Origin of the sequence: Cellulomonas sp. URHD0024 (assembly GCF_000426185.1) — a bacterium.
Lineage (GTDB): Bacteria > Actinomycetota > Actinomycetes > Actinomycetales > Cellulomonadaceae > Cellulomonas.
This window is the reverse complement of sequence record NZ_AUEW01000009.1, coordinates 120635-145876: the sequence shown is the minus strand read 5'-3', so window position 1 is coordinate 145876 and position 25242 is coordinate 120635. Positions and strand designations below refer to the sequence as shown.

The following is a 25242-nucleotide window of genomic DNA, read 5'->3' as shown; positions in this document are numbered from 1 at the left end:
CCCCTGTGTCCTTCCCTGCCCAGCCTCGCCCTGCGCGGCATGCCCATCTCGGCATCGACCTGTCAGACACCGGCGCTCGCGCCGCGGCCTGGCGCACCCACGGTTCCCAGGGCCAGCGGCTCTTCGACGCGGGCCGGCTCGAGGAGCTCGTTGCCGTCGCCCAGCGCGGCGCGCTCGACTTCGTGGTGTTCGACGACGACTTCGCGCTGCACCCTGGCGGCAGCACGACCCGGCTGGACGCCGCCATCGTCGCCTCGCGGCTCGCCTCCCGCACCGCCGGCATCGGCCTGGTCGCCGCCGTCGGGACGTCGCACCTCGAGCCCGCGCACATCTCCACGGCCATCGCGACGATCGACCAGGCCAGCGCCGGCCGCGCGGGCTGGCAGGTCGGCTGGACCACGCGGGTGGACGAGGTGCCGACGGCGGGACCGCGCTCGACCTCCGCCGACGCCGCTGCCGTGGCCGGTGCTGGTGAGGCGGCGGCGACCGTCGGACGGCTGTGGGACAGCCGGCTCGCGACGACGGTCGCCCGTCCTCGGTTCACCACCCACGACGGCGTCAACTTCGCCGCCGGTACACCGAAGAGCAGCCCGCGCCCGCCGCAGGGTCGGCCGCCGGTCGTCGTCCGCGCCTCCACGCCGGCCGAGATCGAGCTGGCCGGGCGTGTGGCCGACGTGGTCCGGATCCGGGCGACGACGCCCGACGAGGCGGCCCGGATCCGTGCGCGGGTGCTGGGTGCCGTCGCCGCCGCGGGTCGGGACGCGCGCGACGTGCGCGTCCTGGTCGACGTGTACCTGATCGTGGGACCCGACCGGGCCAGCGCGCAGGCCCGCCTGGACATGCTCTCGGACCTCGAGGGCGTCAGCTGGGACACCGGCTCGCTCGCGTTCGTCGGCACCGCCACCGGGTTCGCCGAGCTGGTGACGCAGTGGTTGGACTCCGAGGCTGCCGACGGGTTCACCATCCGCCCGGCGTCGGTGCACACCGACCTGGTCGCGCTCGTCGAAGGGGTCCTGCCGGTCCTGCGGGCGTCGGACGCCTTCCGCGAGGCGTACCCGGGCCTCACGTTCCGCGACACGCTCGGCCTGCCGAGCACCGCCGACCGCTACGCCGCGACGGCCTGACATGACGACCACCGACGTGCGGGCCGTGCGCTCGTACCCGCTGACCGACCCGGCCGTGCAGCCGATGCTCGACGAGCTCGCGGTCGAGTACCTGACCCGGTACGCCGAGCACTTCACCCCCGACGACCTGCGCGCCGAGCTGAAGCGGTACCCGGCGGAGCAGTTCGAGGCGCCCGACGGTGACCTGATCCTCATCCTCGAGGGTGGCGTTCCCGTGGCCGGTGGCGCCTTCCGGCTGCGGGCCGAGCCGGAGCTGGGAGACCGCGCACGCCTGACCCGCGCGGGCACCCGGGACGACGCCGGTCTCCCGACCGTGCGGACCGCCGAGTACAAGCGGATCTGGACCAGCTCCGCGCACCGCCGTCGTGGGCTGGCCCGTGCCGTGCTCGCCGAGCTCGAGGTCCGCGCGGCCGCACTCGGCTACGAGCGCCTGTACCTGACCACCGGACCGCGTCAGCCCGAGGCAGCCGCCCTGTACCTGGCCACCGGATGGACGCCGCTGTTCGACACGAGCCTCGCCCCCGAGGAGATCGGCCCGCTGGCGTTCGAGAAGTGGCTCTGTCCGGAGCCCACCGCCCCGCAGTCGTAGAGCCCCCTCGAACCCCGGAGAGAAACCGTGTCCACCGCCTTCCTGAGCAAGGACGTCGTCGCACCCGACGTGGCTGATGTCGTCGTCCACGACGAACCGCGCGTCTACGCCGCGCGCCATCCCGGCCGATGGGTCGCGACCGCGATCGTCGCCGTGCTCGTCGCCATGATCGTCAGCTCGCTCCTGACCAACACCAAGTGGGAGTGGGGGATCGTCTGGCAGTACCTGACCTGGCCCTCCGTGCTCAGCGGGTTGTGGGGGACCATCCGGCTGACCGCCACGGCCGCCCTGATCGGGTTCGGCCTCGGCACGGTGCTGGCGCTCATGCGCCTGTCGCGCTCGCCGCTGCTGCGGTCCGTCGCCTGGGGCTACACCTGGATCTTCCGGTCCGTGCCGCTCATCCTGCAGCTCCTGCTCTGGTACAACCTCGCGTACCTCTACCCGCAGCTGTCGGTCGGCATCCCGTTCGGTCCGTCGTTCGCCAGCTTCGACACGTTGTCGATCATCGGGAAGTTCGGTGCCGCGGTGCTCGGGCTCGGTCTCTCGCAGGCCGCCTACGCCTCGGAGATCGTGCGCGCCGGCATCATCGGCGTCGACCAGGGCCAGCACGAGGCAGCCGCGGCCCTCGGCCTGCCCAGGGGTCGTCAGCAGCGGCGGATCATCCTCCCGCAGGCCATGCGCACCATCGTGCCGACGGCCGTGAACGAGATCATCGGCCTGGTCAAGGGCACGTCCGTGGTCTACGTCCTCGCGTACGGCGAGCTGTTCTACATCGTCGGCGTGATCTACGGCCGCAACCTGCGGGTGGTGCCGCTGCTCATCGTCGCCGGCATCTGGTACCTGGTCCTGACCACAGTCCTGACCGTCATCCAGTACTACCTGGAGCGGCACTACGCCAAGGGCGCGCTGCGCCAGCTGCCGCCCACACCGATCCAGAAGGCGCGTTGGGGCGTGGGCGTGGCCTGGTCCCGGGTGTCGGGCAGACCGCTGCCGAAGGACCTTCCACCGGGCTACGGCCGCAACGTCAGCGTCCTGGTCCGCTCCACGCTCATCCAGCGTCAGGGAGAGATCTGATGGCCGCGGGACTGGTCGAGGTGCGCGGTGTGCACAAGGCCTACGGGACGCTCGAGGTGCTCGACGGCATCGACCTCACGGTCCAGCCGGGCGACGTCACCGTCGTCATCGGCCCCTCGGGGTCGGGCAAGTCCACCCTGCTGCGCGTGATCAACCACCTGGAGAAGGTGGACCGCGGGCTGATCTCCGTGGACGGCGACCTCATCGGTTACCGGCGACGCACCGACGGGGCGTTGCAGGAGCTCAAGGAGAAGGACGTCCTGGCTCAGCGGACCCGCATCGGGTTCGTCTTCCAGAACTTCAACCTCTTCCCGCACCTGACGGCGCTCGAGAACGTCATCGAGGCGCCCATCTCGGCACAGGGGCGGCCGCGGGCGGAGGTCGAGGTCGAGGGGCGTGCGCTGCTCGAGCGCGTCGGGCTGTCGGACAAGGCCGACGCCTATCCGCGGCAGCTGTCCGGCGGGCAGCAGCAGCGCGTCGCGATCGCCCGGGCGCTCGCGGTCAAGCCGGCCGTCGTCCTCTTCGACGAGCCGACGTCGGCGCTCGACCCGGAGCTCGTCGGCGAGGTGCTCGACGTGATCCGCGACCTCGCGGCAACCGGGACCACCCTCGTCGTCGTCACGCACGAGATTGGCTTCGCCCGCGAGGTCGCGACCACCGTCGTCTTCATGGACAGCGGCCGGATCGTCGAGCAGGGCCCCCCGGCCCAGGTCCTCGACGCCCCGCAGCACGCCCGCACCAAGGCCTTCCTGGACAAGGTGCTCTGAGCAGCTTCGTCACCCTTCCCTGGGTGACGTCTGGCCGGTGCGCGCCCGCGCACCCCCACCGAGAGAGAGAAAAACTCGTGACTACACCCCTCCGACGGGCCCGGCTCGTGAGCGCACTGGCCGTGGTGCCCCTGCTGGCGCTCGCCGCGTGCGCCGGATCGGCGACCGCAGAAGGCAACGCGGATCCCGAGACGAGCCCGTCCGCCGCGACTGCCCTGAAGGTCGACACCAGCGCGAAGCAGGACCGGATCCACACGACGAAGGACGACGCCGCGATCGCGCTGCTCCCCGCCGCCGTCAAGGAGTCCGGCGTGCTCAAGGTCTCGACGACGGCCGGTGGCCTCCCGCCGCTCGGCTTCCTCGCCGACGACGAGAAGACGCCGATCGGCAACGAGCCCGACATCGCCAGCCTCGTCGCCGACGCGCTGGGCCTCAAGCTCGACCTGCAGGTCAAGGCCTGGGCGGACTGGCCGCTGGCCGTGCAGTCCGGTGCCGTGGACGCCGTCATCTCCAACGTCACGGTGACCGAGGAGCGCAAGGAGCTCTACGACTTCTCGTCGTACCGCAACGACCAGCTCGGCTGGCTGACCAGCGCGACCGGCACGATCAAGGCGATCAAGGAGCCCAAGGACATCGCGGGCCTGAAGGTCGCGGTCGGGTCCGGGACCAACCAGGAGAAGATCCTGCTGGCCTGGAACAAGCAGAACGTGGACGCGGGCCTCAAGCCGATCGACGGTGGCGAGCCGCAGTACTTCGAGAACTACTCCGACGTCCTGCTCGGGCTGCAGTCGGGCCGCATCGACACGTACGTCGGCCCGAACGCGACGGCGGCCTACAGCGCCGCGACCGCGCCGGACCAGTACAAGGTCGTGGGCACGCTCAACGGCGGATGGCCCGACACGGCGCAGATCGCGGTCGGCACGCTCAAGGGTTCCGGGTTGGCTGAGGCCGTGACCGAGGCCCTGAACCACGCGATCGAGGACGGCTCCTACGCCAAGGTGCTCGCACGCTGGGGCCTGCAGGCCGAGGCGATCGACACGTCCGAGACGAACCCCCCGGGTCTGCCCAAGACCAGCTGATCCACCCTGAACCGGGCGCCCGACGGGTGCCCGACGGTGGCCGGCTGGGGTCGGGGGACGCCTGGCCGGCCACCGTGTTTTTCTCGTCCGAAGGAGCGCACATGGAGAACGTCGACCACCTGGTCATCGGCGGCGGCGTGATGGGCTCGGCAGCCGCCTGGCAGCTGGCCCGCCGCGGTCGGTCGGTGGTCCTGCTCGAGCGCTTCGCCCCCGGACACGTCAACGGCGCCTCGCACGGCGCGTCCCGGATCTACCGACAGACCTACGACCGAGCCGAGTACCTGGACCTCACCATCGAGGCCTTGCGGCTCTGGCGCGAGCTGGAGGCGGTCTCCGGAACCGAGCTGCTCACGATCACGGGCGGCGTGAGCCACGGTGCACCCGCGCCCTCGCTGCTCGCCGCGTTCGCCGCCCGCGGCATCGAGCACGAGATCCTCTCGCCCGCGCAGGCTGCCGAGCGGTGGACGGGTCTGCGGTTCGAGGGAACCGTGCTGCACGAGACCCGGACCGCCGGCCGGGTGCACGCCGACCGCGCGGTCGCCGCGCTGCAGGCCGCCGCCCTGCTCTCGGGCGCGGAGGTCCGTCACGGCGTCCGGGTGCTGAGCCTGGCGACCCGTCCGGACGGCGTCCTCGTCGAGACGACGGACGGACCGATCCACGCGCGCCGCGTCGTGCTGGCCGCCGGCGCGTGGACCGGGTCTCTCCTCGGCCGGCCCCTACCGCTCGTCGTGACGCAGGAGCAGCCCGCCCACTTCCCGCTCGCGTACCCGGCTGAGTGGCCGTCGTTCACGCACCAACCGCTGGGCGTCCATCCGTACCCCAGCGGGACCTACGGACTGCTCACACCGGGCGAGGGCGTGAAGGTCGGGTTCCACGCGGTCGGCCCGGTGACCGACCCCGACCACCGCTCGTTCACACCCGAGCCCGGTCAGCTCGCGCTCCTGCAGCGGTACGCCGAGCAGTGGATGCCCGGCGTCGACCCGAGCACCCCGCACCCGATCTCGTGCACCTACACGACCACGCCGGACCACGACTTCATCCTCGACCGCCGCGGCCCGCTCGTCGTCGCCGCCGGCTTCTCCGGCCACGGGTTCAAGTTCGGCCCCGCGATCGGTCGCGTGCTGGCCGACCTCGCCGACGAGCCCGTCGACGACCCCGTGCACGCCTCAGACCCCGCGTTCCACCTGTCCCGTCTCGTCCTCCAGGAGTCCCGATGACACGCGTCCCCCTGTCCGTGCTCGACCTTGCACCCGTCTGGGAGGGCGGCACCGGAGCGGAGGCTCTGCGGGCGTCCCTGGACCGGGCGCGCCACGTCGAGCGGCTCGGGTACCAGCGGATCTGGTTCGCCGAGCACCACCTCGCGCCGGGTGTGGCCTCTTCTGCGCCGGGTGTCCTGGCGGCGCTCGCCGCCGGGGTGACCTCGACGCTGCGCGTGGGGTCGGCAGCGGTCTTGCTCGGATCCACCAGCCCGGTCGTCGCTGCCGAGCAGTTCGGCACGATCGCCGCGGCGTACCCCGGTCGCGTGGACCTCGGGCTGGGGCGTGCGTCGTTCCCGCCACCCCCGTCGAAGGGCGGCGAGACCCCGGCGGTCCCGGCGCGGGCTACCGGCGCGTCGCAGGACCGCATCGTCGAGGGGCTCCTCGTCCCGGCCGACCCGCCCTTCAGCCTTCGCGACCCCGACCTGCTCGCGCGGTTCGTCGCGCAGCAGCGCTACCTGAGCGCCGCCCGCACGCCCGCCGCGTTCACCGACGAGCTGCGCACGGTCCTCGACCTGCAGGCGGGCATCGCGCGTGCCGACGACGGCCGCCCCGCCGCCAGCCCTGCGGTCGAGGGGTCCGACCTCGACCTCTGGGTGCTGGCCTCCAGCGCGGGGGAGAGCGCCCGGGTCGCCGGGGAGCTGGGTCTGCCGCTCGCCGCGAACTACCACGTCAGCCCGTCGACGGTGCTGGAGACGGTCGCCGCCTACCGGGAGGCCTTCCGGCCCGGCGTGCTCGCGGAGCCGTACGTCGTGGTGTCCGCCGACGTGCTCGTCGCCGAGACCGCGCAGGAGGCCGAGTCGCTCGCCGACCCGTTCGCCGCCTGGGTCCTGTCGATCCGCGGCGGCGCTCGTGCGATCCCCTACCCGCGCCCCGGCACCACGACCCCGTGGGACGAGCGGCCCGACGACGAGCGTGCGCTGCTCCGCGACCGGATCGTCTCGCGCCTCGTCGGCGACGCCTCCACGGTCGTGGCGGGTCTCGAGGCGCTCGTGCGCGCCACCGGTGCCGACGAGCTGCTGCTCACGACGATCACGCACGACCCCTCGGACACGGCACGCTCCTACGAGCTGCTCGCGCGCGAGTGGTTCGGGTCGGGTGCGGGCGAGCTGGTCGGTGCGGGCGCGAGCGGCACGGCAGCGTCGTAGTCCCCGCCCGCCTCCCAACCGGCCCGAGGGGCCCCCACAAGACATGGGTGACGTCATGGATCTCCACGGCGTCACCCATGTCCTGTTCGGCGTCCGGTGCGGTGCCCCGAGGTCCGGACATGACAAGACCCGCCGGGATCGATGCACCCGGCGGGTCTGCCGTCTGTGGGCGTCACACCGCCGTGTGGTGACCGATCCGGTGGTACGTGCGGTCGTGGTAGACGAGCGGGAGGGCCTCGTCGTCGATCCCGTGCTCGAGGGCGCGGATCGACACGAGGTAGGACCCCCCGACGGGTGCGCGCTGCACGATGCGCCCGCGGACCCAGGACACGGCACCGTCGATGACGGGCTCGCCCGACGGCAGCGCCGTCCAGCCGCCCGCCGCGAACCGGTCGATGCCGCTGGTCGCGAACCGCGCCGACACGTCGTCCTGCCCGGAGGCGAGGAAGCTGATCGCGAGGGTGCGGGCGCGGGACAGCGGCGCCCACGACGAGGAGGTCGAGGCGAGCGAGAACGCCAGCAGCGGCGGGTCGGCGGACACGGAGATCACCGAGGTGGCCGTGAACCCGACCCGCTTGCCGCTCTCGTCGACGAAGGCCACGACGGCCACCCCGGCGGGATGGCGACGAAAGACCTCCTTGTAGGAGGCGGGCGAGAGCTGCGGCTCGTCCTGTTCCACGAGGTTCGCCTGGAGTTCGCGAAGGATCTCGGCGGTCATCGGTCCGCTCCCACGAGGTCGTGCGCCAAGGCCCGGTGCAGCGGGCCCGACGCCTTGTCCAGCCATCGGTCGACGGCGGGGTCGAGGTTGGTCAGGTCCGCCTCGGTCACGGTCAGCGACCGGGTCGGCACGGTCGCGCCGAGCTCGACCAGCAGGGGTCGCAGGTGGACCTCGCCCACCAGGGCGTGCGCGGGGTTGCCGGAGATGACGAGCGGGACCGCGACGACGCCGGCCAGCCCGTCCGGGCCGTAGAGGTCGAGGAACGACTTCAGCAGCCCGGTGTAGGACGCCTTGTAGACGGGCGTCGCGACGACGAGCAGACGGGCCTGCGCGACGGTGCTCAGTGCTGGGTCGAGCAGCGAGCGGTCGGCGGTGAACAGCTGGTGGCCGATGGTGGCGAGATCGATCGACGTCACCTCGGCCCCGAGCCGGCCGGCCACGTGCTGCGCTGCCACGAGCGTCCGGGACCCGACGCGAGGGTTGCCGACGAGGGCGACGACAGGCTGTGCTGGCTTGCTGACCACGAGGTTGCTCCTTCTCGTCCGCGCCGGATGCGTGACGTTGGAGGGGATGTGTAGCAGCGAGTCGGGAACGGGCAAGGGCTTCGGCGGAGAATCCCGAATGACGGACAGTGCCCGCCCCCGGTGCACAGGCCCTGCCCCTCGTCGGGAATCCGCGACAGGATGCATGTCGAGATCGTGCGGGCGGCTGCGACCACCCGATGAGGCCGGACCGACGCGGCCCGAACAGCCACAGGGAGCGCACCGTGAAGTACATGCTGCTGATGACCTACCACGTCGAGGGCGTGCCGCCGGTGGACACCTGGTCGCCCGAGGACCTGCGGCGGATGATCCAGTTCCAGCACGACCTCGACGCGTCGCTCGTCGCCAGCGGCGAGCTCGTGGGCGCCGAGGGGCTCGCCTGGCCGGACCAGGCCAAGCTCGTCCGCAGCGACGGCGTGCGGCCGCCGGTCATCACGGACGGGCCGTTCCCCGAGTCGAAGGAGTTCCTCGCGGGCTTCTGGATCGTCGACGTCGAGAGCGAGGAGCGGGCGATCGAGATCGCGGCCAAGGCGTCGGCGTCGCCGGGGGTGGGCGGGGTCCCGATCCAGCAGGTCATCGAGGTGCGCGCCGTGATGGAGGCTCCCGACGTCACCGGGTGAGTCACGTGTCGACGAGGACCTGCTGCGCACGCTTGCGCCGCGGGTCCTCGCCGTGCTGGTCCGGCGCTCGGGCGACCTCGCGGACGCGCACGACGCGCTCCAGGACGCGTTGCTCGCGGCGGCCACGCAGTGGCCCGTCGACGGGGTGCCCGACAACCCGCACGGCTGGCTCGTCGTCGTCGGCGGTCGTCGGCTGGTGGACGCCTGGCGTGCGCAGGAGTCGCGACGACGACGCGAGGAGCTGGTCGCGTCGCCGGAAGCCGTGGAGGACGCGCCCGGTGGGGACGACTCGCTGCTGCTCCTGTTCGGCTGCTGCCACCCCGCGCTGTCGCCCGCGTCCGCGATCGCGCTCACGCTGCGCTCCGTCGGCGGGTTGACCACGGCCGAGATCGCCCGCGCGTTCCTGGTGCCGGAGGCCACGATGGCTCAGCGCCTCAGCCGCGCCCGCCGGATCCTGCGCGACCTCGACGAGCCGTTCAGGATGCCGTCGCCGGACGAGTACGCCGACCGTCTGCGAGCCGTGCTCCACGTGCTGTACCTGATGTTCAACGAGGGCTACGCGAGCACGTCGGGCTCGTCGGTCGCCCGCGCGGACCTCTCGGGGGAGGCGCAGCGGCTGACGCGCGCCCTGCGCTCGAGCCTTCCCGACGACCCCGAGGTGACCGGCCTGCTGGCCCTGATGCTGCTCACCGACGCCCGCCGCCCTGCCCGGACGGGACCGGACGGCGAGCTCGTCGCGCTCGACTCTCAGGATCGGTCCCGGTGGGACGCGGGCATGATCGCCGAGGGTGTCGGGCTCGTCGAGACGGCCCTCGCCCGGGGCGCGGTCGGGGAGTACCAGCTGCAGGCGGCGATCGCCGCGGTGCACGACGAGGCGCCGTCGGCCGACGACACCGACTGGCCGCAGCTGCTCGCGCTGTACGGGCTGCTCGAGCGGATGACGGGCAACCCGATGGTGACGCTCAACCGTGCGGTCGCGGTCGCCATGGTGCACGGGGCGCGCGCCGGGCTCGCGCTGCTCGACACGCTGGACCCGGTCCTCGGCACCCACCACCGCCTGCTCGCCGTGCGCGGACACCTGCTGGAACGTGCCGGCGACGCCGAAAGCGCGGCCGAGCAGCTGCTTGCGGCGTCGCGACGCACGACGAGCACCGCCGAGCGGAACTACCTGCTGCTCCAGGTCACCCGGCTCCGACAACCGGCTTCCTGAGCGTCGTTGGGCCGTTCGGGTGGCCCGATATGTCCGATCTTGCGGGTTTGTCCGTTACGCCAGACGATGAGCCGATCGCAGCCCCGCGACGCAGCGTCGTCTGGTTCCAGGCGCCGAGGGAAAGGCACCTTGTGCAGACGAACGAGTCCTCACCGCTCAGCGCAGGCGCGCACGACATCGCGATCGCCCGCGAGCGCATCCGGAGGCGTCGCGTCGTCCGGCTGCTCACGTGGGGCCTGGTCATCGAGGCCTGGGTCATCCTCCGGTCGCTGCTGGGCCACCCCATCCTGCCGACGCTGCCGACGATGGACCCGTTCCTGGTCACGACGATCGTGTTCTTCGGTGGTCTGCTCGGTGTCACGCTGTTCACGCAGGTCTTCACGGGACGGTCGAGCCACGTCACCTTCCGACCCGAGCAGATCGACATCAGCCTCGACGACGTCATCGGCATCGAGCCGGTCAAGGAGGACGTGCGTCGCTCGATCGACCTGTTCCAGACGCACCGCCAGTTCGCCGAGCAGATGGGTGGCACGCCGCGGCGCGGCCTGCTGTTCGAGGGCCTTCCCGGCACCGGCAAGACGATGACCGCCAAGGCCATGGCACGCGAGGCCGGCGTGCCGTTCCTCTTCGTGTCCGCCACGTCGTTCCAGTCGTCGTTCTACGGTGCGACGGCACGCAAGATCCGCAGCTACTTCAAGGCGCTGCGCAAGATGGCTCGCGCTGAAGGGGGCGCCATCGGCTTCATCGAGGAGATCGACGCCATCGCGCTGGCGCGGAGCGGGACGTCCGGCTTCTCCGCGGCCGCGACGAGCGGCTTCGACCCGTTCCGCACGGTGGTGAACCCCAACGGGCCGGCGGCAGGCGTCAGCGACGCCACCGGTGGTGTGGTCAACGAGCTGCTCATCCAGATGCAGTCCTTCGACCTGCCCACCAACGGCGACCGGTTCGTCAACTGGTGCCGCGGTCGCGTGAACCTGTTCTTGCCGGCGCACCGCCAGCTCACGCTGCGCAAGGCCGGGAAGGCCCCGATCCTGCTCATCGCGGCCACCAACCGCGGGGACTCGCTCGACCCCGCGATCCTGCGCCCGGGTCGGTTCGACCGCCGCCTGACGTTCTCGCCCCCGGACGTGCACGGTCGGCGCGCGCTGGTCGACCACTTCCTGTCGAAGCGGTCCGTCGACGCCGAGCTGGACGACCACGCCCTGCGCGAGCGCATCGCCGCCGCGACGAACGGCTGGACGCCCGTCATGATCGAGCACCTGATGGACGAGGCGCTGGTCAACGCCCTGCGCCGTGGCTCGCGCGCGATGAACTACTCCGACGTCGAGCACGCCCGGATCACCGAGATGGTCGGCATCGGCCAGCCCGTCACGTACACCGAGCACGAGCAGCGGCTCATCGCCACGCACGAGGCCGGGCACGCCGTCACGGCGTGGCTCGTGGCCCCCACCCGCAACCTCGAGGTGCTGACGATCGTCCGACGCGGTGACGCGCTCGGGATGCTCGCGAGCAACGACTGCGACGAGGTCTACACGCGCTCGCACTACGACCTGCGTGCGCTCGTGCAGATCGCCATGGGTGGCTGGGTGGCCGAGGAGCTGTTCTTCGGGCAGACCAGCACCGGTCCCGCCGGCGACCTCGCCGCCGCGACCCGTACCGCCGCCCAGATGGTCGGCGCCGCGGGCATGACCGGCTCTCTGATCAGCTTCGCCGCGACCCCGCACGACCTGGTCTCGGCCGTGCTGAGCGACGGCGCGGCCCGCGCGCAGCTCGAGGGAGTGCTGGACGACGCCCGCAGCACCGTCCGTCGTCTGCTGTCCAAGCACCGCCACCTCGTCGAGGCGCTGCGGGATGCGCTCCTGGAGCGGCACGAGCTCATCGGCGTCGAGATCACCGACGTGCTCGAAGGGGCGGTGCTCTACCAGGAGCGGCTGGCGGAGCAGACGGAGGCGGACAACCGCGCGGCCGTCGCCGCCGGAGCGGCCGCGGCCCTCGCTGCCGCCGAACGGCTCCGCGTGGCCTGACGGTCGGGCCGCCGAGACCGGTGCATCGTGCCGGTCGCGCGGCTGACCTTGGCCTAGCCTTTCGGACGTGCCAGAGGGTCATACCGTCCACCGGATCGCACGCCAGCTCGGCCTCGACCTCGTCGGGCAGCCGTTGGCCGTCAGCTCGCCGCAAGGCCGGTTCACGGCCGGTGCGCGACGCCTCGACGGGCAGGTGCTCGTAGCGTCCTGGGCCGTCGGCAAGCAGCTGTTCCTCGAGTTCGAGTCCGGCGACGTCCTGCGCGTCCACCTCGGCCTGTTCGGCGCGTGGGACTTCTTCGGGCGGCTCACACCGCTGCTGCCGGGAAGCTCTGCGACGGGCAGCATGGGCGCCCCGCGCCTGCGTCGAGCCGTCCGCATGGGCGAGGGCGAGCGCGACGTCGACGGTTCCGACGGGCCGTTTCCTCCCGACCCCGTGGGCCAGGTCCGGGTCCGCCTCGCCTCTGCGGAGACCGTCGCCGACCTGCGCGGGCCGTCCGCCTGCGAGGTGCTCGACCCGTCGCAGGCCGCCGCGCTCGTCGCACGGCTCGGGCCCGACCCGGCCGCCCACGCCGCGCCGGGCGCCGGGGATCCGCGCACCGTGATGGTCGATCGCCTGACGGACCGGTCGGTGGCGGTCGGCCAGCTGCTCATGGACCAGTCCGTGGTGGCGGGCATCGGGAACATCTACCGCGCCGAGCTCCTCTTCCGGGCACGGCTCGACCCGCACACGCCCGGCCGCCGGGTCCCGCGCGAGGTCGCGGGGGCTCTCTGGGACGACTGGGCCGTGCTCCTGGCGGAGGGGATCCGCACCGGCGAGATCGTGACGCGGGATGTCCCCTCAGGCTCCGACCCCACGCTGCGCCACTGGGTCTACCACCGGGCCGGCCTCCCGTGCCTGGTCAGTGGCACCCCGGTGGTCGTCGAGCCGATGGCGGGCCGCAACCTCTACTGGTGCCCGACCTGCCAACGGTGACGGTCGGCGGGCCTCGGTGACCGCTGCCGGGGTCTGTCCTCCGTCACTCGTACGAGGACGGGAACGCGAGCTCGCCCACGGGCACCTCGACGGCGAGCGTGTTCGCCCGGGTGGCGAGCGGGCAGGTCCAGGCAGGGTTGTACGCGCACGAGGGGTTGTACGCGAAGTTCAGATCGACGACCAGCGAGTCACCGGCCATGCCATGGTCCGCTCCCTTGATGGTGTCGAGCACGTAGCGCCCGCCGCCGTAGGTGCGCGTACCCGCCAGGGCGTCGCGCACCGGGACGAACAGGCCGCCCGCGTACGACGTGAGCGACCAGACCGCGAGCGACCCGAGCGACCCGAGCTCCACGGTGCCGATGCGCTCGAACGGCACGACGCCGTCGGTGGCGGTCGCGACCTCCAGCCGCTGCTGCCCAGCGGGCTCGATGGTCGCCTCGAACCGGTACGCCGGGTCGTAGGGCGCGACGTCGAGCCCGGCGAACGACGCCGACGTGACGACGTCCAGGGGTGAGGCCGGATGAGTGGCGAACAGCTCGTCGCGCTGCTGCACCCACACGCCGTGCGCACCCGCAGGGTCGTTCGCAGCGATCCGCCGCACGTCGGCGTACATCTGGGCGACGCGGCGCCGCCAGTCGGCGATGGCCACCGGGTCGAAGGCCGAGGCGGGTGCTGTCACGTCTTCCACGGTCGCACGTGCACCCCGTCCGAGGCGAACCCACGTCCGAGCAGTCGTCCGCCAGGAGGGCCCCCTGACGTCCGGGGCGGGCTGCTGTTCGGACGATGCCCGAGGGATGTGTGAGGCTGGAGCACATGGATCTGCGCATCTTCGTCGAGCCCCAGCAGGGCGCCTCCTACGACGACCAGCTCGCGGTCGCCAAGGCCACGGAGGACCTCGGGTTCGACGCCTTCTTCCGCTCCGACCACTACGTCCGCATGGGCGCGGGGTCCGGTGACCCAGGTCCGACCGACTCGTGGACCACGCTGGCCGGTCTCGCCCGTGACACGGCGAGGATCAAGCTCGGCACGTTGGTCTCGTCGGCGACCTTCCGCCACCCCGGGATCCTGGCGATCCAGGTGGCCCAGGTGGACCAGATGTCCGGCGGGCGGGTCGAGCTCGGCCTGGGGGCGGGCTGGTTCGAGCGCGAGCACGCGGCGTACGGGATCCCGTTCCCGGCGAAGCGGTTCGGCCTGTTCGCGGAGCAGCTCGAGGTCATCACCGGGCTGTGGAGCGCCACCGGGACGTACACCTTCCACGGCGAGCACTACGACCTGACGGACTCGCCCGCCCTGCCGAAGCCCGCCCACGACATCCCGATCATCATCGGGGGCAGCGGCGCGACGAAGACCCCCGCGCTGGCCGTCCGGTACGCCGCGGAGTTCAACCTGAACTTCCCCGCGCCGCGCGAGGTCGAGGCCCGCGTGAAGGTCCTGCGGGCGGCGTGCGAGGCGGCAGGGCGCGATCCCGAGAGCCTGACGCTCTCCGTCGCCAACGTCCTGTGCGCGGGTCGCGACGACGCCGAGGTGGCTCGTCGTGCGTCGGCGATCGGGCGGGACGTGAACGAGCTCCGCGAGGTCGGCTTCGCGGGGACGCCGTCCGCGATCGTCGACCGGATCGGCGGGTTCCGTGAGCTGGGGGTCCGCCGCGTCTACCTGCAGGTGCTGGACCTGCGCGACCTGGACCACCTGGCGTTCGTCGCGTCCGAGGTGGCGAGCCAGCTGTAGGGGGCCCGGTCAGCTCTCGGCCGCGGCCAACGACTCCACCGGTGCCTCGAGCGACGGGTCCTCGCGCGGCGCCCGGAGGAGCACGACCACGGTGTGCACGAGCAGGACGACGAGTGCGACGTTGCGTGCGGCCAGGACGAGGGTGGTGCCTGGGCCCTTGGAGATGATCTCGTCGTAGAACCACGGGAACACGAGCTGCGTCGCGCCGGCGACGCCCAGGCTGAGCCAGGCGGTGGCCTTCCACCCGGGCAGCCGCAGGGCGAGCGCGACCGCGACCGGTGGCGCGAGCCAGGTCATGTACTGCGGCGAGCCGACCTTGTTGAACACCAGCAGCACGAGGGTGACGACCATGGCCCCGCGGACCAGCAGCTCGGTGCGGGCCAGCCCGCCCGACCACAGGGCCGCCCCGATCCGCTCACGGCGCCACCACAGCAGCAGCACGACGAGCGCGAGCGCGACCGGCTGGAGGATGCCCAGGAGGGTCGCGGCGACCAGCGTCCCGGGCCCGACGACCTCCCACGTGATGATCGGGTCGTTCAGGTACGGCTGGACCGACGAGGTGAACAGCCCCGCGAGGATCCAGGGCGTCGCGCCCGGTGACTCGATCTGCAGCCCGCGCTTGTCCTGCTCGGTGAGGAACGATGCGACGTGCGAGAAGCCCCCGCCCAGTGCGACGGCCCCGATGACCACCGCGGAGACCAACGCTCCGGGCACGACGACGCTGCGCCACGGACGTCGTACCGCGAAGAACATCGGCAGCAGCAGCGTGCCGGGGGCGACCTTGACCCACGCCGCCGCGGTGAGCAGCGCCGACGCGATGCGCGGATGGTTGAGCGCGGTCGCGAGCGCCACGACGATCGCGGGCACCACGACCCCGTCGAGGCGACCCATGGCGATCGGCCCGAGCAGGAGCAGGAACGCCAACCACCACCAGGCGCCGGTCGTCGTGCCACCGCTCTCCGGCCGGTTCGGCCGAGGAACGCGCAGCAGGAACCCGACGGCGATCGCGTCGAGCACGGTCACCAGCACCGCCCACACGGTCGCGTAGTGCGAGCCGTTGCCGGTGCCGCCCGGTGCGGCGGCGAGCATCGGCACGATCGCGCCCGCCGGGTACACCCATCCACCCGAGAGCACCGGCCACTGGCCCTGGTGCAGGCCGAGCCACATCCAGTAGCGGTAGAGCTCGAGGTCCCAGAAGGCGCGTTGGGGGATCAGCACCAGGCCGACGACCGCCAGCCATGCGTGCACCAGGGCGAACGTGACCCAGACGGCGGGCTTCGACTGAATCAAGGGGCGCAGCGGGACCTCCCAGGACGTGACCCGTGCGGGGCCGTGCGGTGCGGACGCCACGTTAGTCCGCGAGTCTGTGCGTCCGAGACCGGGCTCAACCGGCTGGCGTCGCTGCCGGCGTCACTGTCGTGGACGCGAACTCCTCGTAGGGCGTGCAGCCGGCGGGCGCGACCAGGGGAACGGCGGGATCGAGTCCCACCTGGTCGAGGGGCTTGAGCGTGTCGAACTGCGCACCCAGGGCGACGCTGACTGTCGCGTTGTCGACGGCCAGCGGGAACATCGTCGCGCCGTCGAAGTGTGCGAGGAGCGTGTACGCCTGGGCGATGCCGTTCTTGCCGAACGAGATGCGTGCGACCCCGTCGTACGGCTCGACGGTGGTCTTGGTGCCGATGACGAATCCGCGCTCCTGCAGCGCTGCCGCGGTGGCAGCGGCGAGGCCCGCGCGCGAGGTCGCGTTGTTCACGTTGACCTTGATGGAGGCGGCGGCCACCGGCTTCGCGCCGACGGGCGGGCAGGGGTAAGGCTTCATGACCTCGGTCGGCGACGGCTCCTGGGCGATCGCCCGGTCGAGGCCGGGCAGGTCCAGGTTGCCGGTGAAGACGGCCGCGGCGCCGAGGCCGATGAGTGCCATGGCGGCCAGGAGCACGCCGAAGATCACGGCCTGCCGCTCGTGCATGTGCCGACGACGAAGCTGCCGGTTGCGGTCGATCTCGCTCATGAGGCCGACGTCCGGACGGGGACGGCGTCGCTGGGCAGGACGAGCACCCGCGCATGCAGGACCGGCCTCTGGTGCAGAGCAGCCCGGACCGCGCGGTGCAGCCCGTCCTCGAGGTACAGGACGCCCCGGTACTGGACCACGTGCGCGAACATGTCGCCGTAGAACGTGGAGTCCTCCGCGAGCAGCGCGTCGAGGTCGAGGGTCCGCTTCGTCGTGGTCAGCTCGTCGAGCCGGACCTGGCGCGGAGCGATCTCCGCCCACTGCTTGGCCGTGGTGAGGCCATGGTCCGGGTAGGGCCTGCCCTCGCCCACGGCCTTGAAGATCACTGGGGGAGTCTAAGCGGAGCGGGCGCTCCCGGTGCGACAACCCAAGAGGATCACCCGTGCCGGACGGCCGTGCTGCCGAGCGCCATGGTGCCGTCCCTTTCGTGGCGCACGTGCGACGACCCGGATTCGGGTTCCGGCAAGGAACGTCGGGTGAGTGTCAGGGAACCGTCAAGACGGCCGCCGGGGGCCTGATCGCGGCGTAGACCTGCGGTGCGGCCTGCTCGTCGGACCGCCGGGATCGTGTCTCCCGCCCGTCGTCGAAGGTGCCCCATGGACCTCGTCTACCTTGCGCTGACCGTGGCGTTCTTCGCCGCGGTCGCGCTCCTCGCGCGCCGGGCCGACCACTCATGAGCGACGGGGTGGGGCTCGTCCTGGCGGGTGCGCTGCTCATGTACCTGGTGGTGCAGCTCGTGCGATCGGACAAGATCCGATGAGCGACACGACGGCTGCCGTCCTCCAGATCGGCGCGGTGGTGCTCGTCCTCGCGCTGGCGTACCGGCCTCTGGGCGACCACCTCTACCGGTCGCTGACGAGCCCGAAGCACCTCGCCGTCGAACGTGCTGGGTACCGCGTCATGCGGGTCGACCCTGACGCGGAGCAGCGCTGGAGCACCTACCTGATGTCGGTGCTCGGCTTCTCGCTGGCCTCGGTGCTCGTGCTCTTCGGCCTGGCCCGCCTGCAGGACCACCTGCCGATGGGTGCCCCGGCGATGGATCCCGCGGGCGCCTGGAACGCCGCGGTCTCGTTCGTCACCAACACCAACTGGCAGTGGTACTCGGGCGAGGTCGCCGCGGGGAACCTCCTCCAGATGGCCGGGTTCGCGGTGCAGAACTTCCTGAGCGCTGCCGTCGGCATCGCCGTGGTCGCTGCGTTGGCGCGCGGTTTCGCGCGGTCGGGTACCGACGGCCGCGTCGGCAACTTCTGGTCCGACCTCGTGCGCGTCACGGTCCGCGTGCTGCTGCCCCTCGCGTTCGTCGCGGCGATCGTGCTCGTGGCAGGCGGGGTCATCCAGAACCTCGGGTCGCACTCGGAGATCACCACGCTCGCCGGGGGCTCGCAGCACGTCCTCGGCGGTCCGGTCGCCTCCCAGGAGGCGATCAAGGAGCTCGGCACCGACGGCGGCGGCTTCTTCAACGCCAACTCCGCGCACCCGTACGAGAACCCTGCTCCGTGGACGAGCACCGTCGAGGTGGTCCTGCTGCTGGCCATCCCGTTCAGCCTGCCGCGGACGTTCGGCCTGCTCGTCGGCGACCGCAGGCAGGGCACCGCGATCCTCGCCGCGATGGTGTCGCTGTGGATCGCCGCCGTCGGGTTCCTCACCTGGGCCGAGCTGGCCGGCGCGGGTGCCGCACCCCTGGCCGCCGCCGGCGCTCTCGAAGGGAAGGAGGTCCGCTTCGGCGAGGCCGCGTCTGCGCTGTTCGCCGCCTCGACGACGATGACGTCGACGGGCGCGGTGAACTCGATGCACGACTCGCTGACCGCGCAGGGCGGTGGCGTCGCGATGCTCGGGATGCTGCTCGGCGAGGTCGCACCGGGCGGTGTCGGCAGTGGTCTGTACGGGATGGTGATCCTCGCGATCGTCGCGGTGTTCCTGGCGGGGCTCATGGTCGGCCGCACGCCCGAGTACCTGGGCAAGAAGATCGGCCGCGAGGAGATCACGATCGTCGCGCTCGCGGTGCTCACCATGCCCGCGGTCGTGCTCGTGGGCTCCGCGGTCGCGGTCTCGGTGCCCGCGGGGCTCGCCGGTCGGCTGCAGGGCGGACCGCACGGGCTGTCGGAGATCGTCTACGCGTTCGCCTCCGCCGGGAACAACAACGGGTCCGCGTTCGCCGGCCTGAGCACCGGCACGACCTTCTACGCCACGTTGCTCGGGGTCGCGATGCTGGTCGGCCGGTTCGTCCCGATAGCTCTCGTCCTCGCGCTCGCCGGCCGGTTCGCGCGGCAGAGACGGGTGCCCGCGTCGGCGGGAACCTTGCCCACGCACACGCCGCTGTTCGTCGGTCTCCTGGTCGTGGTGACGCTGGTCGTCGTCGGACTCACGTTCGTCCCCGTCCTGTCCCTCGGTCCCGTCGTGGAGTCGTTGTCGTGAGCACCGTCCTCGCCCCTGCCCCCCAGAAGCCCGCACCGCGTGCCCTTTCCGGCTCGCAGGTCCTCGACGCGGTGCCCGGCGCGCTGCGCGGACTGGACCCGCGCAGGCTGTGGGACGCGCCGGTCCTGTTCGTCGTCGAGGCCGGTGCCGTGTTCACGACGGTCCTGGCCGTCGTCGACCCGACCCTGTTCGCCTGGTCCATCACGGTCTGGCTGTGGCTCACGATCCTGTTCGCGACGCTCGCCGAGTCGATCGCCGAGGGTCGTGGCAAGGCGCAGGCCGCCTCGCTGCGGGCCACGCAGCGGGAGACCACCGCGCGTCGCGTGATGGCACCGCAGGACACGCTCGAGTGGACCGGCGGCCTGACGTCGTTGGAGACCGTCCGGGTCCCGTCGTCGTCCCTGCGGGTCGGGGACGTGGTCGTCGTCGAGACCGGTGAGACGATCCCCGGGGACGGTGACGTGATCGAAGGGGTGGCCAGCGTCGACGAGTCGGCGATCACGGGCGAGTCCGCTCCCGTCATCCGCGAGTCCGGCGGCGACCGCTCGGCGGTGACCGGCGGGACCGTGGTGCTCTCCGACCGGATCGTCGTGCGCATCACCGCACCCGCCGGCCACACGTTCGTCGACCGGATGATCGCCCTGGTCGAGGGCTCGGACCGGCAGAAGACGCCGAACGAGGTGGCGCTGAACGTCCTGCTCACCACGCTGACGATCGTCTTCGTGCTCGCCGTGGTCACGCTGCAGCCGTTCGCGGTGTACTCGGGTGCGCGCCAGCAGCTGGTCGTGCTCGTCGCGCTGGTCGTCTGCCTGATCCCGACGACCATCGGCGCGCTGCTGTCGGCGATCGGGATCGCGGGCATGGACCGGCTGGTCCGTCGCAACGTGCTCGCGATGTCCGGCCGCGCGGTCGAGGCCGCAGGAGACGTCGACGTGCTGCTGCTCGACAAGACCGGGACGATCACGTTGGGCAACCGCCAGGCGGCTGACCTCCTTCCGGCCTCCGGGGTGCGCGCGGAGGACCTCGCCGATGCCGCGCAGCTGTCCTCGATGGCCGACGAGACCCCCGAGGGGCGCTCGGTGCTCGTGCTGGTCAAGGAGCGGTTCGGGCTGCGCGAGCGGCACGACCTGGCCGGCGCGCAGCTGGTCCCGTTCGCGGCTCGGACGCGGATGAGCGGCGTGGACCTGCCGTCGCGACGGGTCAGGAAGGGAGCGGCGGCCGCGGTCCTGCACTGGGTGCACGCGACCGGAGGCCACTCAGGCCCTGACGTCGCGGCGACCGTCGACGCGATCTCGGCGTCGGGCGGGACACCGTTGGTCGTGGCGTCGCAGGTGGGTGACGCCCCCGCGCGCGTGCTCGGCGTGATCCACCTGAAGGACGTGGTCAAGGACGGGATGCGAGAGCGGTTCGACGCGCTGCGCGCCATGGGCATCCGCACGGTCATGGTCACCGGCGACAACCCGCTCACCGCCCGTGCGATCGCGGACGAGGCGGGTGTCGACGACTTCCTCGCCGAGGCGACGCCCGAGGACAAGCTCGCCCTGATCCGTCGCGAGCAGGAAGGCGGGCGGCTCGTCGCGATGTGCGGCGACGGGACCAACGACGCCCCGGCGCTGTCCCAGGCGGACGTCGGGGTCGCGATGAACACCGGCACGACCGCCGCGAAGGAGGCCGGCAACATGGTCGACCTCGACTCGAACCCGACCAAGCTGCTGGAGATCGTCGAGATCGGCAAGCAGCTGCTCATCACACGCGGAGCGCTGACCACCTTCTCCGTGGCGAACGACGTGGCGAAGTACTTCGCGATCCTGCCCGCCATGTTCGTCGTCGCGTTCCCGCAGCTCGACGTGCTCAACGTCATGCGCCTGTCGTCGCCACAGTCCGCGATCCTCTCCGCCGTCATCTTCAACGCGCTCGTGATCGTCGCGCTGCTGCCGCTGGCGTTGCGCGGGGTGCGCTACCGGCCGTCGTCCGCGTCCGCGCTCCTGCGACGCAACCTGCTGGTGTACGGGCTCGGCGGCGTGATCGCGCCGTTCGTCGGCATCAAGCTCATCGACCTCGTGGTCACGTTCCTGGGGATGTCCTGATGACCGACATGGTGTCGTTCCTGCGCCAGACCTGGGCCGGGTTGCGCGTGCTGCTCGTCCTCACCCTGGTGCTGGGGGTCGTGTACCCGCTGGCCGTGACCGGGGTGTCGCAGGTGGCGTTGAGGTGGCAGGCGAACGGGTCGTTGGTGGCGGCGGACGGCTCGCGGGTGACGTCGCCCTCGGAGTCCGTGGGCTCGCTGCTGATCGGTCAGCAGTTCGAGGGTGCGCAGTGGTTCCACCCCCGGCCGTCCGTAGCCGGCGACGGGTACGACACGCTGGCCTCGGCGGGCTCGAACCTCGGGCCGCTCAACCCGGACCTCGTCGTGACGATCGACCGACGACGCGCCGCGATCGCCGCTGCCGAGGACGTCGACCCCGCCCTCGTCCCGCCCGACGCGCTCACCGCGTCCGCGTCCGGGCTCGACCCCGACATCTCGCCCGCCTACGCGCGCCTCCAGGTCGCGCGCGTCGCACGGGAGAACGGCCTGTCGACCGCCGACGTGCAGGCCCTCGTCGACCAGGCGACCGTCGGCCGCGACCTCGGGGTGCTCGGCGAACCGCGCGTCGACGTCCTGCGCCTCAACCTGGTGCTGCGGACAATGGGCTCGTGACCAGCGAAGGACCGCGACGGGGTCGGCTCACCGTCTATCTCGGCGCGGCCCCCGGCGTGGGCAAGACCTACGCGATGCTCGACGAGGCGCATCGTCGGCTGTCCCGCGGGACCGACGTGGTGGTCGGACTCGTGGAGTCCCACGGTCGGCCGGCGACAGCGATCCAGGTGGAGGGCCTCGAGGTGCTGCCGCGGCGGACCCTGGAGTACCGCGGGTCGTCGTTCACGGAGCTGTCGGTGGAGGCGGTCCTGGAACGCCGACCCGAGGTGGTCCTCGTCGACGAGCTCGCGCACACCAACGTCCCCGGCAGCGCGCACGAGAAGCGGTGGCAGGACGTGCACGACCTGCTCGCCGCCGGGATCGACGTGGTGACGACCGTGAACGTGCAGCACCTGGAGTCGCTGAACGACGAGGTCGAGGCGATCACCGGCGTGAAGCAGCGCGAGACCGTGCCCGACGGCGTGGTGCGCGACGCCGACCAGATCCAGCTGGTCGACCTCTCACCCCAGGCCCTGCGCCGGCGGCTCGCGCACGGCAACGTGTACCGCGCGGAGCAGATCGACGCGTCGCTGACCCAGTACTTCCGCGTCGGCAACCTCACCGCCCTGCGCGAGCTGGCGCTGCTGTGGCTCGCGGACCGGGTGGACGACGCGCTCGCGGTCTACCGCCGCGACCACCGGATCGAGACGCCCTGGCCGGCTCGCGAGCGGGTGGTCGTCGCGGTCACCGGTGGCGCCGAGGTGGACACCCTCCTGCGCCGCGGCGCCCGGATCGCGCAGCGGTCCGCCGGCTCCGAGCTCCTCGCGGTCCACGTGCTCGCCACGGACGGCCTGCCCAGCGCGCCGCCCTCGACGATCGCCGCGCAGCGGGGACTGGTCGAGTCGCTCGGGGGCTCGTTCCACACGGTCGTCGGGGAGGACGTCGCGACGGCCGTGGTCGACTTCGCACGCGGCGTGAACGCCACCATGATCGTGGTCGGCGTGTCCCGGCGCAGCCGGCTCCAGGAGGCGTTCTCGGAGTCGCACGGCACCGAGATCGCCCGGTTGGCCGGTCAGATCGACGTGCACCTGGTCACGCACGAGCGGGCGCGTGCGGGTCGACGACGACTGCGGCGGTCGTCGCTGTCGATGTCCCGGGTGGTCGCCGGCTGGGCCGTCGCCCTGCTCGGCCCGGTGCTGCTCACCGTGGTGCTCCGTGGCATGCGGGAGGTGGTGAGCCTCCCCACCGACCTCATGCTCTTCCTGGCCCTGACCGTGCTGGTCGCGCTCGTCGGTGGGTTGTGGCCGGCCATCGTCAGCGCGGTCGTCGGGTTCCTGCTGCTGAACTGGTTCTTCATCGAGCCCACCGGGCGGCTCAGCATCGAGCAGCCCGAGAACGCCCTCGCGCTCGTGGTGTTCGTGCTCGTGGCCGCCGGTGTCGCCTCCGTGGTCGACCTGGCCGCCCGGCGCACGGCGGAGGCGTTCCGGGCGCGGGCCGAGGCGTCCGCGCTCACCGCCGTGTCGCGGTCGGTGCTCTCGGGGGAGGACACCGCGGCCGCGCTCGTGGCGCGGCTGCGGGAGACGTTCGGGCTCTCGGCCGTCTCGCTGGTCGAGGACCGGACGACGGTTCTCGCCACCGACGGCCCTGATCCGGCGCTCACGCCGAAGGACGCCGACGTCGTCCTGACGGTCGACGACCGCCGGGTGCTGCTCCTCACCGGCCGTGTGCTCCCGGCGTCGGACCGCCGGGTCCTGGAGGCGTTCGCGTCGCAGGTCGGGATCGTGCTGGAGCACGCGCGACTCAGCGAGCAGGCCGAGCAGGCGCGGGTGCTGGAGCAGGCGGACGCCACCCGGACCGCGCTCCTGGCCGCCGTCTCGCACGACCTGCGCACCCCGCTGGCCACCATCCGCGCCTCGGTCGACGGCCTCACGTCGACCACGCTGGAGCTCGACGAGTCCGACCGCGCGGCCCTCGTCGGAACCCTGGAGGAGTCCACCGCCCGCCTCGAGCGGCTCATCGACAACCTGCTCGACCTCTCCCGCCTGCAGACGGGCAGCGTGCGGCCGGTGCTGCGGGCCACGAGCCTGGACGAGATTGTGCCGTTCGCGATCGAGGGCTACCCGCCGGGCGCGGTGGTGCTCGACCTGGCCGAGGACCTGCCGTACGTGCAGACGGACCCGGGGCTGCTGGAGCGGGTGGTCGCGAACCTCGTGTCCAACGCGGTCCGGCACGCACCGGGTTCCCCCGTGGTTGTCGGGGCGTCGGCGGTGGGGGGTGAGATGGTCGTGCGCGTGGTGGACCACGGGCCCGGCGTGCCGGACGCGCTCAAGGGCCGGCTGTTCGCGCCCTTCCAGCGGTTCGGTGACACGACGGGGCCGGGTCTCGGTCTGGGGCTGGCGGTCGCCGACGGGCTCGCGACCGCGATCGGCGCGGACCTCGCCGCCGAGGACACCGTCGGGGGCGGGCTGACGATGCTGGTCACCGTCCCGCTCGCAGGGTCCGTCTCATGAGGGTTCTGGTGGTCGACGACGAGCCGGGGCTGGCCCATGCGCTCGCGATCACGCTGCGCGCGTCCGGCTGGTCCGTGGACACGGCGTCCGACGGTGCCTCCGCCCTGCGTGCCGCCGCGGCTCACATCCCCGACGTCCTCCTCCTCGACCTGGGCCTGCCGGACATGAGCGGGCTCGACGTCATCACCGCGGTCCGTGCGTGGAGCCGGATGCCGATCGTGGTGCTGTCCGCGCGGCAGCACGGCGAGGACAAGGTGGACGCGCTCGACGCGGGGGCCGACGACTACGTCACCAAGCCGTTCGCGATGAACGAGCTGCTCGCGCGGCTGCGGGCGGCCGTCCGGCGTTCTGCACCCGTGCTGGGCGCCCAGGACGAGGCCGTGGTGACCGCGGGTTCCCTCGCCATCGACCTTGCCCGCGCCCGCGTCCTGCGGGACGGCGTCGAGGTCCGGCTGACCCCCACCGAGTGGTCGATGCTCGAGGTGCTCGTCCGCAACCGGGGGCGGTTGGTGGGCCGTCGCCAGCTCCTGCAGGAGGTCTGGGGCCCGGGCTACTCGGACGAGACCCACTACCTGCGCGTCTACTCCGCCCAGCTGCGCCGCAAGCTCGAGGAGGACCCGGCGCACCCCCGCCACATCCGCACTCAACCGGGCATGGGCTACACGTTCGAGGTCTGACGCGCTGTTGGCCACTGAGCCCGGCTTGCGCCCCCGGGCCCCAGTCGCCGCCCCCTGGAGGCCCCGCCTTCCGCCTCCCGGGCTCCGCCTCCCGCCTCCCGCCTCC

At 72.3% G+C, this 25242-nt stretch carries 23 protein-coding genes; 17 read left to right on the top strand and 6 right to left on the bottom strand.

All coding sequences use genetic code 11. The features are described from left to right. Window positions 1-5 precede the first annotated feature (5 nt). From I847_RS23280 to I847_RS23270, 7 genes are all read left to right on the top strand, one after another. Window positions 6-1124, top strand: coding sequence for an LLM class flavin-dependent oxidoreductase (locus I847_RS23280; protein WP_051274807.1), 1119 nt, complete (start codon window positions 6-8; stop codon window positions 1122-1124). 1 nt (window position 1125) lies between these two features. After that, complete coding sequence (locus I847_RS0111120) at window positions 1126-1713, top strand: GNAT family N-acetyltransferase (RefSeq protein WP_028049751.1); 588 nt, start codon at window positions 1126-1128, stop codon at window positions 1711-1713. Window positions 1714-1755: 42 nt separating this feature from the next. Further along, a complete protein-coding gene (locus tag I847_RS23275) occupies window positions 1756-2787 on the top strand; it encodes an amino acid ABC transporter permease (protein WP_051274822.1) in 1032 nt (343 codons plus the stop codon). After that, window positions 2787-3554 carry an amino acid ABC transporter ATP-binding protein gene (locus I847_RS0111110; RefSeq protein ID WP_028049750.1) on the top strand — a complete coding sequence of 256 codons (768 nt, stop codon included), beginning with the start codon at window positions 2787-2789 and terminating at the stop codon, window positions 3552-3554. The genes I847_RS23275 and I847_RS0111110 overlap by 1 nt, the downstream gene beginning before the upstream one ends. 77 nt (window positions 3555-3631) lie before the next feature. Then, window positions 3632-4633, top strand: a complete 1002-nt coding sequence (locus tag I847_RS0111105) for an ABC transporter substrate-binding protein (RefSeq protein ID WP_028049749.1) — start codon at window positions 3632-3634, stop codon at window positions 4631-4633. A gap of 101 nt (window positions 4634-4734) precedes the next feature. After that, on the top strand, window positions 4735-5850 hold the full coding sequence (locus tag I847_RS0111100) for an FAD-dependent oxidoreductase (RefSeq protein ID WP_028049748.1): 1116 nt from the start codon (window positions 4735-4737) through the stop codon (window positions 5848-5850). Continuing rightward, the gene (locus I847_RS23270; RefSeq protein WP_051274806.1) at window positions 5847-7037 is read left to right on the top strand and encodes an LLM class flavin-dependent oxidoreductase; all 1191 of its coding nucleotides are present in this window, start codon (window positions 5847-5849) and stop codon (window positions 7035-7037) included. Before I847_RS0111100 ends, I847_RS23270 begins: the two co-directional genes overlap by 4 nt. A gap of 172 nt (window positions 7038-7209) precedes the next feature. Here I847_RS23270 and I847_RS0111090 read toward each other — a convergent pair whose 3' ends face one another. Both I847_RS0111090 and I847_RS0111085 read right to left on the bottom strand, forming a co-directional pair. Continuing rightward, window positions 7210-7755: a flavin reductase family protein gene (locus I847_RS0111090; protein ID WP_028049747.1), complete on the bottom strand. Its 546-nt coding sequence runs from the start codon at window positions 7753-7755 to the stop codon at window positions 7210-7212. Further along, complete coding sequence (locus I847_RS0111085; protein ID WP_028049746.1) at window positions 7752-8279, bottom strand: NADPH-dependent FMN reductase; 528 nt, start codon at window positions 8277-8279, stop codon at window positions 7752-7754. The genes I847_RS0111090 and I847_RS0111085 overlap by 4 nt, the downstream gene beginning before the upstream one ends. A 251-nt stretch (window positions 8280-8530) precedes the next feature. On the opposite strand from I847_RS0111085, the gene I847_RS0111080 reads away from it, so the two are divergent. The 4 genes from I847_RS0111080 (at window position 8531) to I847_RS0111060 (ending at window position 13124) form a co-directional block, all read left to right on the top strand. Next, window positions 8531-8917, top strand: a complete 387-nt coding sequence (locus I847_RS0111080; RefSeq protein ID WP_034610026.1) for a YciI family protein — start codon at window positions 8531-8533, stop codon at window positions 8915-8917. Window positions 8918-8936: 19 nt separating this feature from the next. Next, a complete protein-coding gene (locus I847_RS0111070) occupies window positions 8937-10127 on the top strand; it encodes an RNA polymerase sigma factor (protein ID WP_028049744.1) in 1191 nt (396 codons plus the stop codon). A gap of 131 nt (window positions 10128-10258) precedes the next feature. Next, window positions 10259-12151, top strand: coding sequence for an AAA family ATPase (locus I847_RS23265; protein WP_231384180.1), 1893 nt, complete (start codon window positions 10259-10261; stop codon window positions 12149-12151). Between the two features lie 67 nt (window positions 12152-12218). Then, the gene (locus I847_RS0111060) at window positions 12219-13124 is read left to right on the top strand and encodes an Fpg/Nei family DNA glycosylase (RefSeq protein ID WP_028049743.1); all 906 of its coding nucleotides are present in this window, start codon (window positions 12219-12221) and stop codon (window positions 13122-13124) included. A 43-nt stretch (window positions 13125-13167) separates the two neighbouring features. Here I847_RS0111060 and I847_RS0111055 read toward each other — a convergent pair whose 3' ends face one another. After that, window positions 13168-13803, bottom strand: coding sequence for a DUF1684 domain-containing protein (locus I847_RS0111055; RefSeq protein ID WP_028049742.1), 636 nt, complete (start codon window positions 13801-13803; stop codon window positions 13168-13170). Window positions 13804-13937: 134 nt separating this feature from the next. Between I847_RS0111055 and I847_RS0111050 the strand changes: the two genes are divergently transcribed. Further along, window positions 13938-14849 (top strand): LLM class F420-dependent oxidoreductase, encoded by a 912-nt coding sequence (locus tag I847_RS0111050; RefSeq protein ID WP_028049741.1) that lies wholly within the window; start codon window positions 13938-13940, stop codon window positions 14847-14849. A gap of 9 nt (window positions 14850-14858) precedes the next feature. Here the strand turns inward: I847_RS0111050 and I847_RS23260 are convergent, their stop codons facing one another. The 3 genes from I847_RS23260 to I847_RS23255 form a co-directional block, all read right to left on the bottom strand. Next, window positions 14859-16139: a glycosyltransferase 87 family protein gene (locus I847_RS23260; protein WP_231384178.1), complete on the bottom strand. Its 1281-nt coding sequence runs from the start codon at window positions 16137-16139 to the stop codon at window positions 14859-14861. A 94-nt stretch (window positions 16140-16233) separates the two neighbouring features. After that, a complete protein-coding gene (locus I847_RS0111040; protein WP_028049740.1) occupies window positions 16234-16857 on the bottom strand; it encodes a LytR C-terminal domain-containing protein in 624 nt (207 codons plus the stop codon). Next, window positions 16854-17183, bottom strand: coding sequence for a type II toxin-antitoxin system VapB family antitoxin (locus tag I847_RS23255; protein WP_051274803.1), 330 nt, complete (start codon window positions 17181-17183; stop codon window positions 16854-16856). Before I847_RS23255 ends, I847_RS0111040 begins: the two co-directional genes overlap by 4 nt. A 430-nt stretch (window positions 17184-17613) precedes the next feature. Between I847_RS23255 and kdpA the strand changes: the two genes are divergently transcribed. The 5 genes from kdpA to I847_RS0111000 are packed head-to-tail and all read left to right on the top strand — an operon-like array spanning window position 17614 to window position 25136. Continuing rightward, the gene (kdpA, locus tag I847_RS0111020) at window positions 17614-19272 is read left to right on the top strand and encodes a potassium-transporting ATPase subunit KdpA (RefSeq protein WP_028049739.1); all 1659 of its coding nucleotides are present in this window, start codon (window positions 17614-17616) and stop codon (window positions 19270-19272) included. Continuing rightward, a complete protein-coding gene (gene kdpB, locus I847_RS0111015; protein WP_028049738.1) occupies window positions 19269-21359 on the top strand; it encodes a potassium-transporting ATPase subunit KdpB in 2091 nt (696 codons plus the stop codon). The genes kdpA and kdpB overlap by 4 nt, the downstream gene beginning before the upstream one ends. Continuing rightward, complete coding sequence (gene kdpC / locus I847_RS0111010) at window positions 21359-21970, top strand: potassium-transporting ATPase subunit KdpC (protein ID WP_028049737.1); 612 nt, start codon at window positions 21359-21361, stop codon at window positions 21968-21970. The genes kdpB and kdpC overlap by 1 nt, the downstream gene beginning before the upstream one ends. Further along, the gene (locus I847_RS0111005) at window positions 21967-24459 is read left to right on the top strand and encodes a DUF4118 domain-containing protein (RefSeq protein WP_028049736.1); all 2493 of its coding nucleotides are present in this window, start codon (window positions 21967-21969) and stop codon (window positions 24457-24459) included. The genes kdpC and I847_RS0111005 overlap by 4 nt, the downstream gene beginning before the upstream one ends. After that, a complete protein-coding gene (locus tag I847_RS0111000) occupies window positions 24456-25136 on the top strand; it encodes a response regulator (protein WP_028049735.1) in 681 nt (226 codons plus the stop codon). Before I847_RS0111005 ends, I847_RS0111000 begins: the two co-directional genes overlap by 4 nt. Window positions 25137-25242 lie beyond the last annotated feature (106 nt).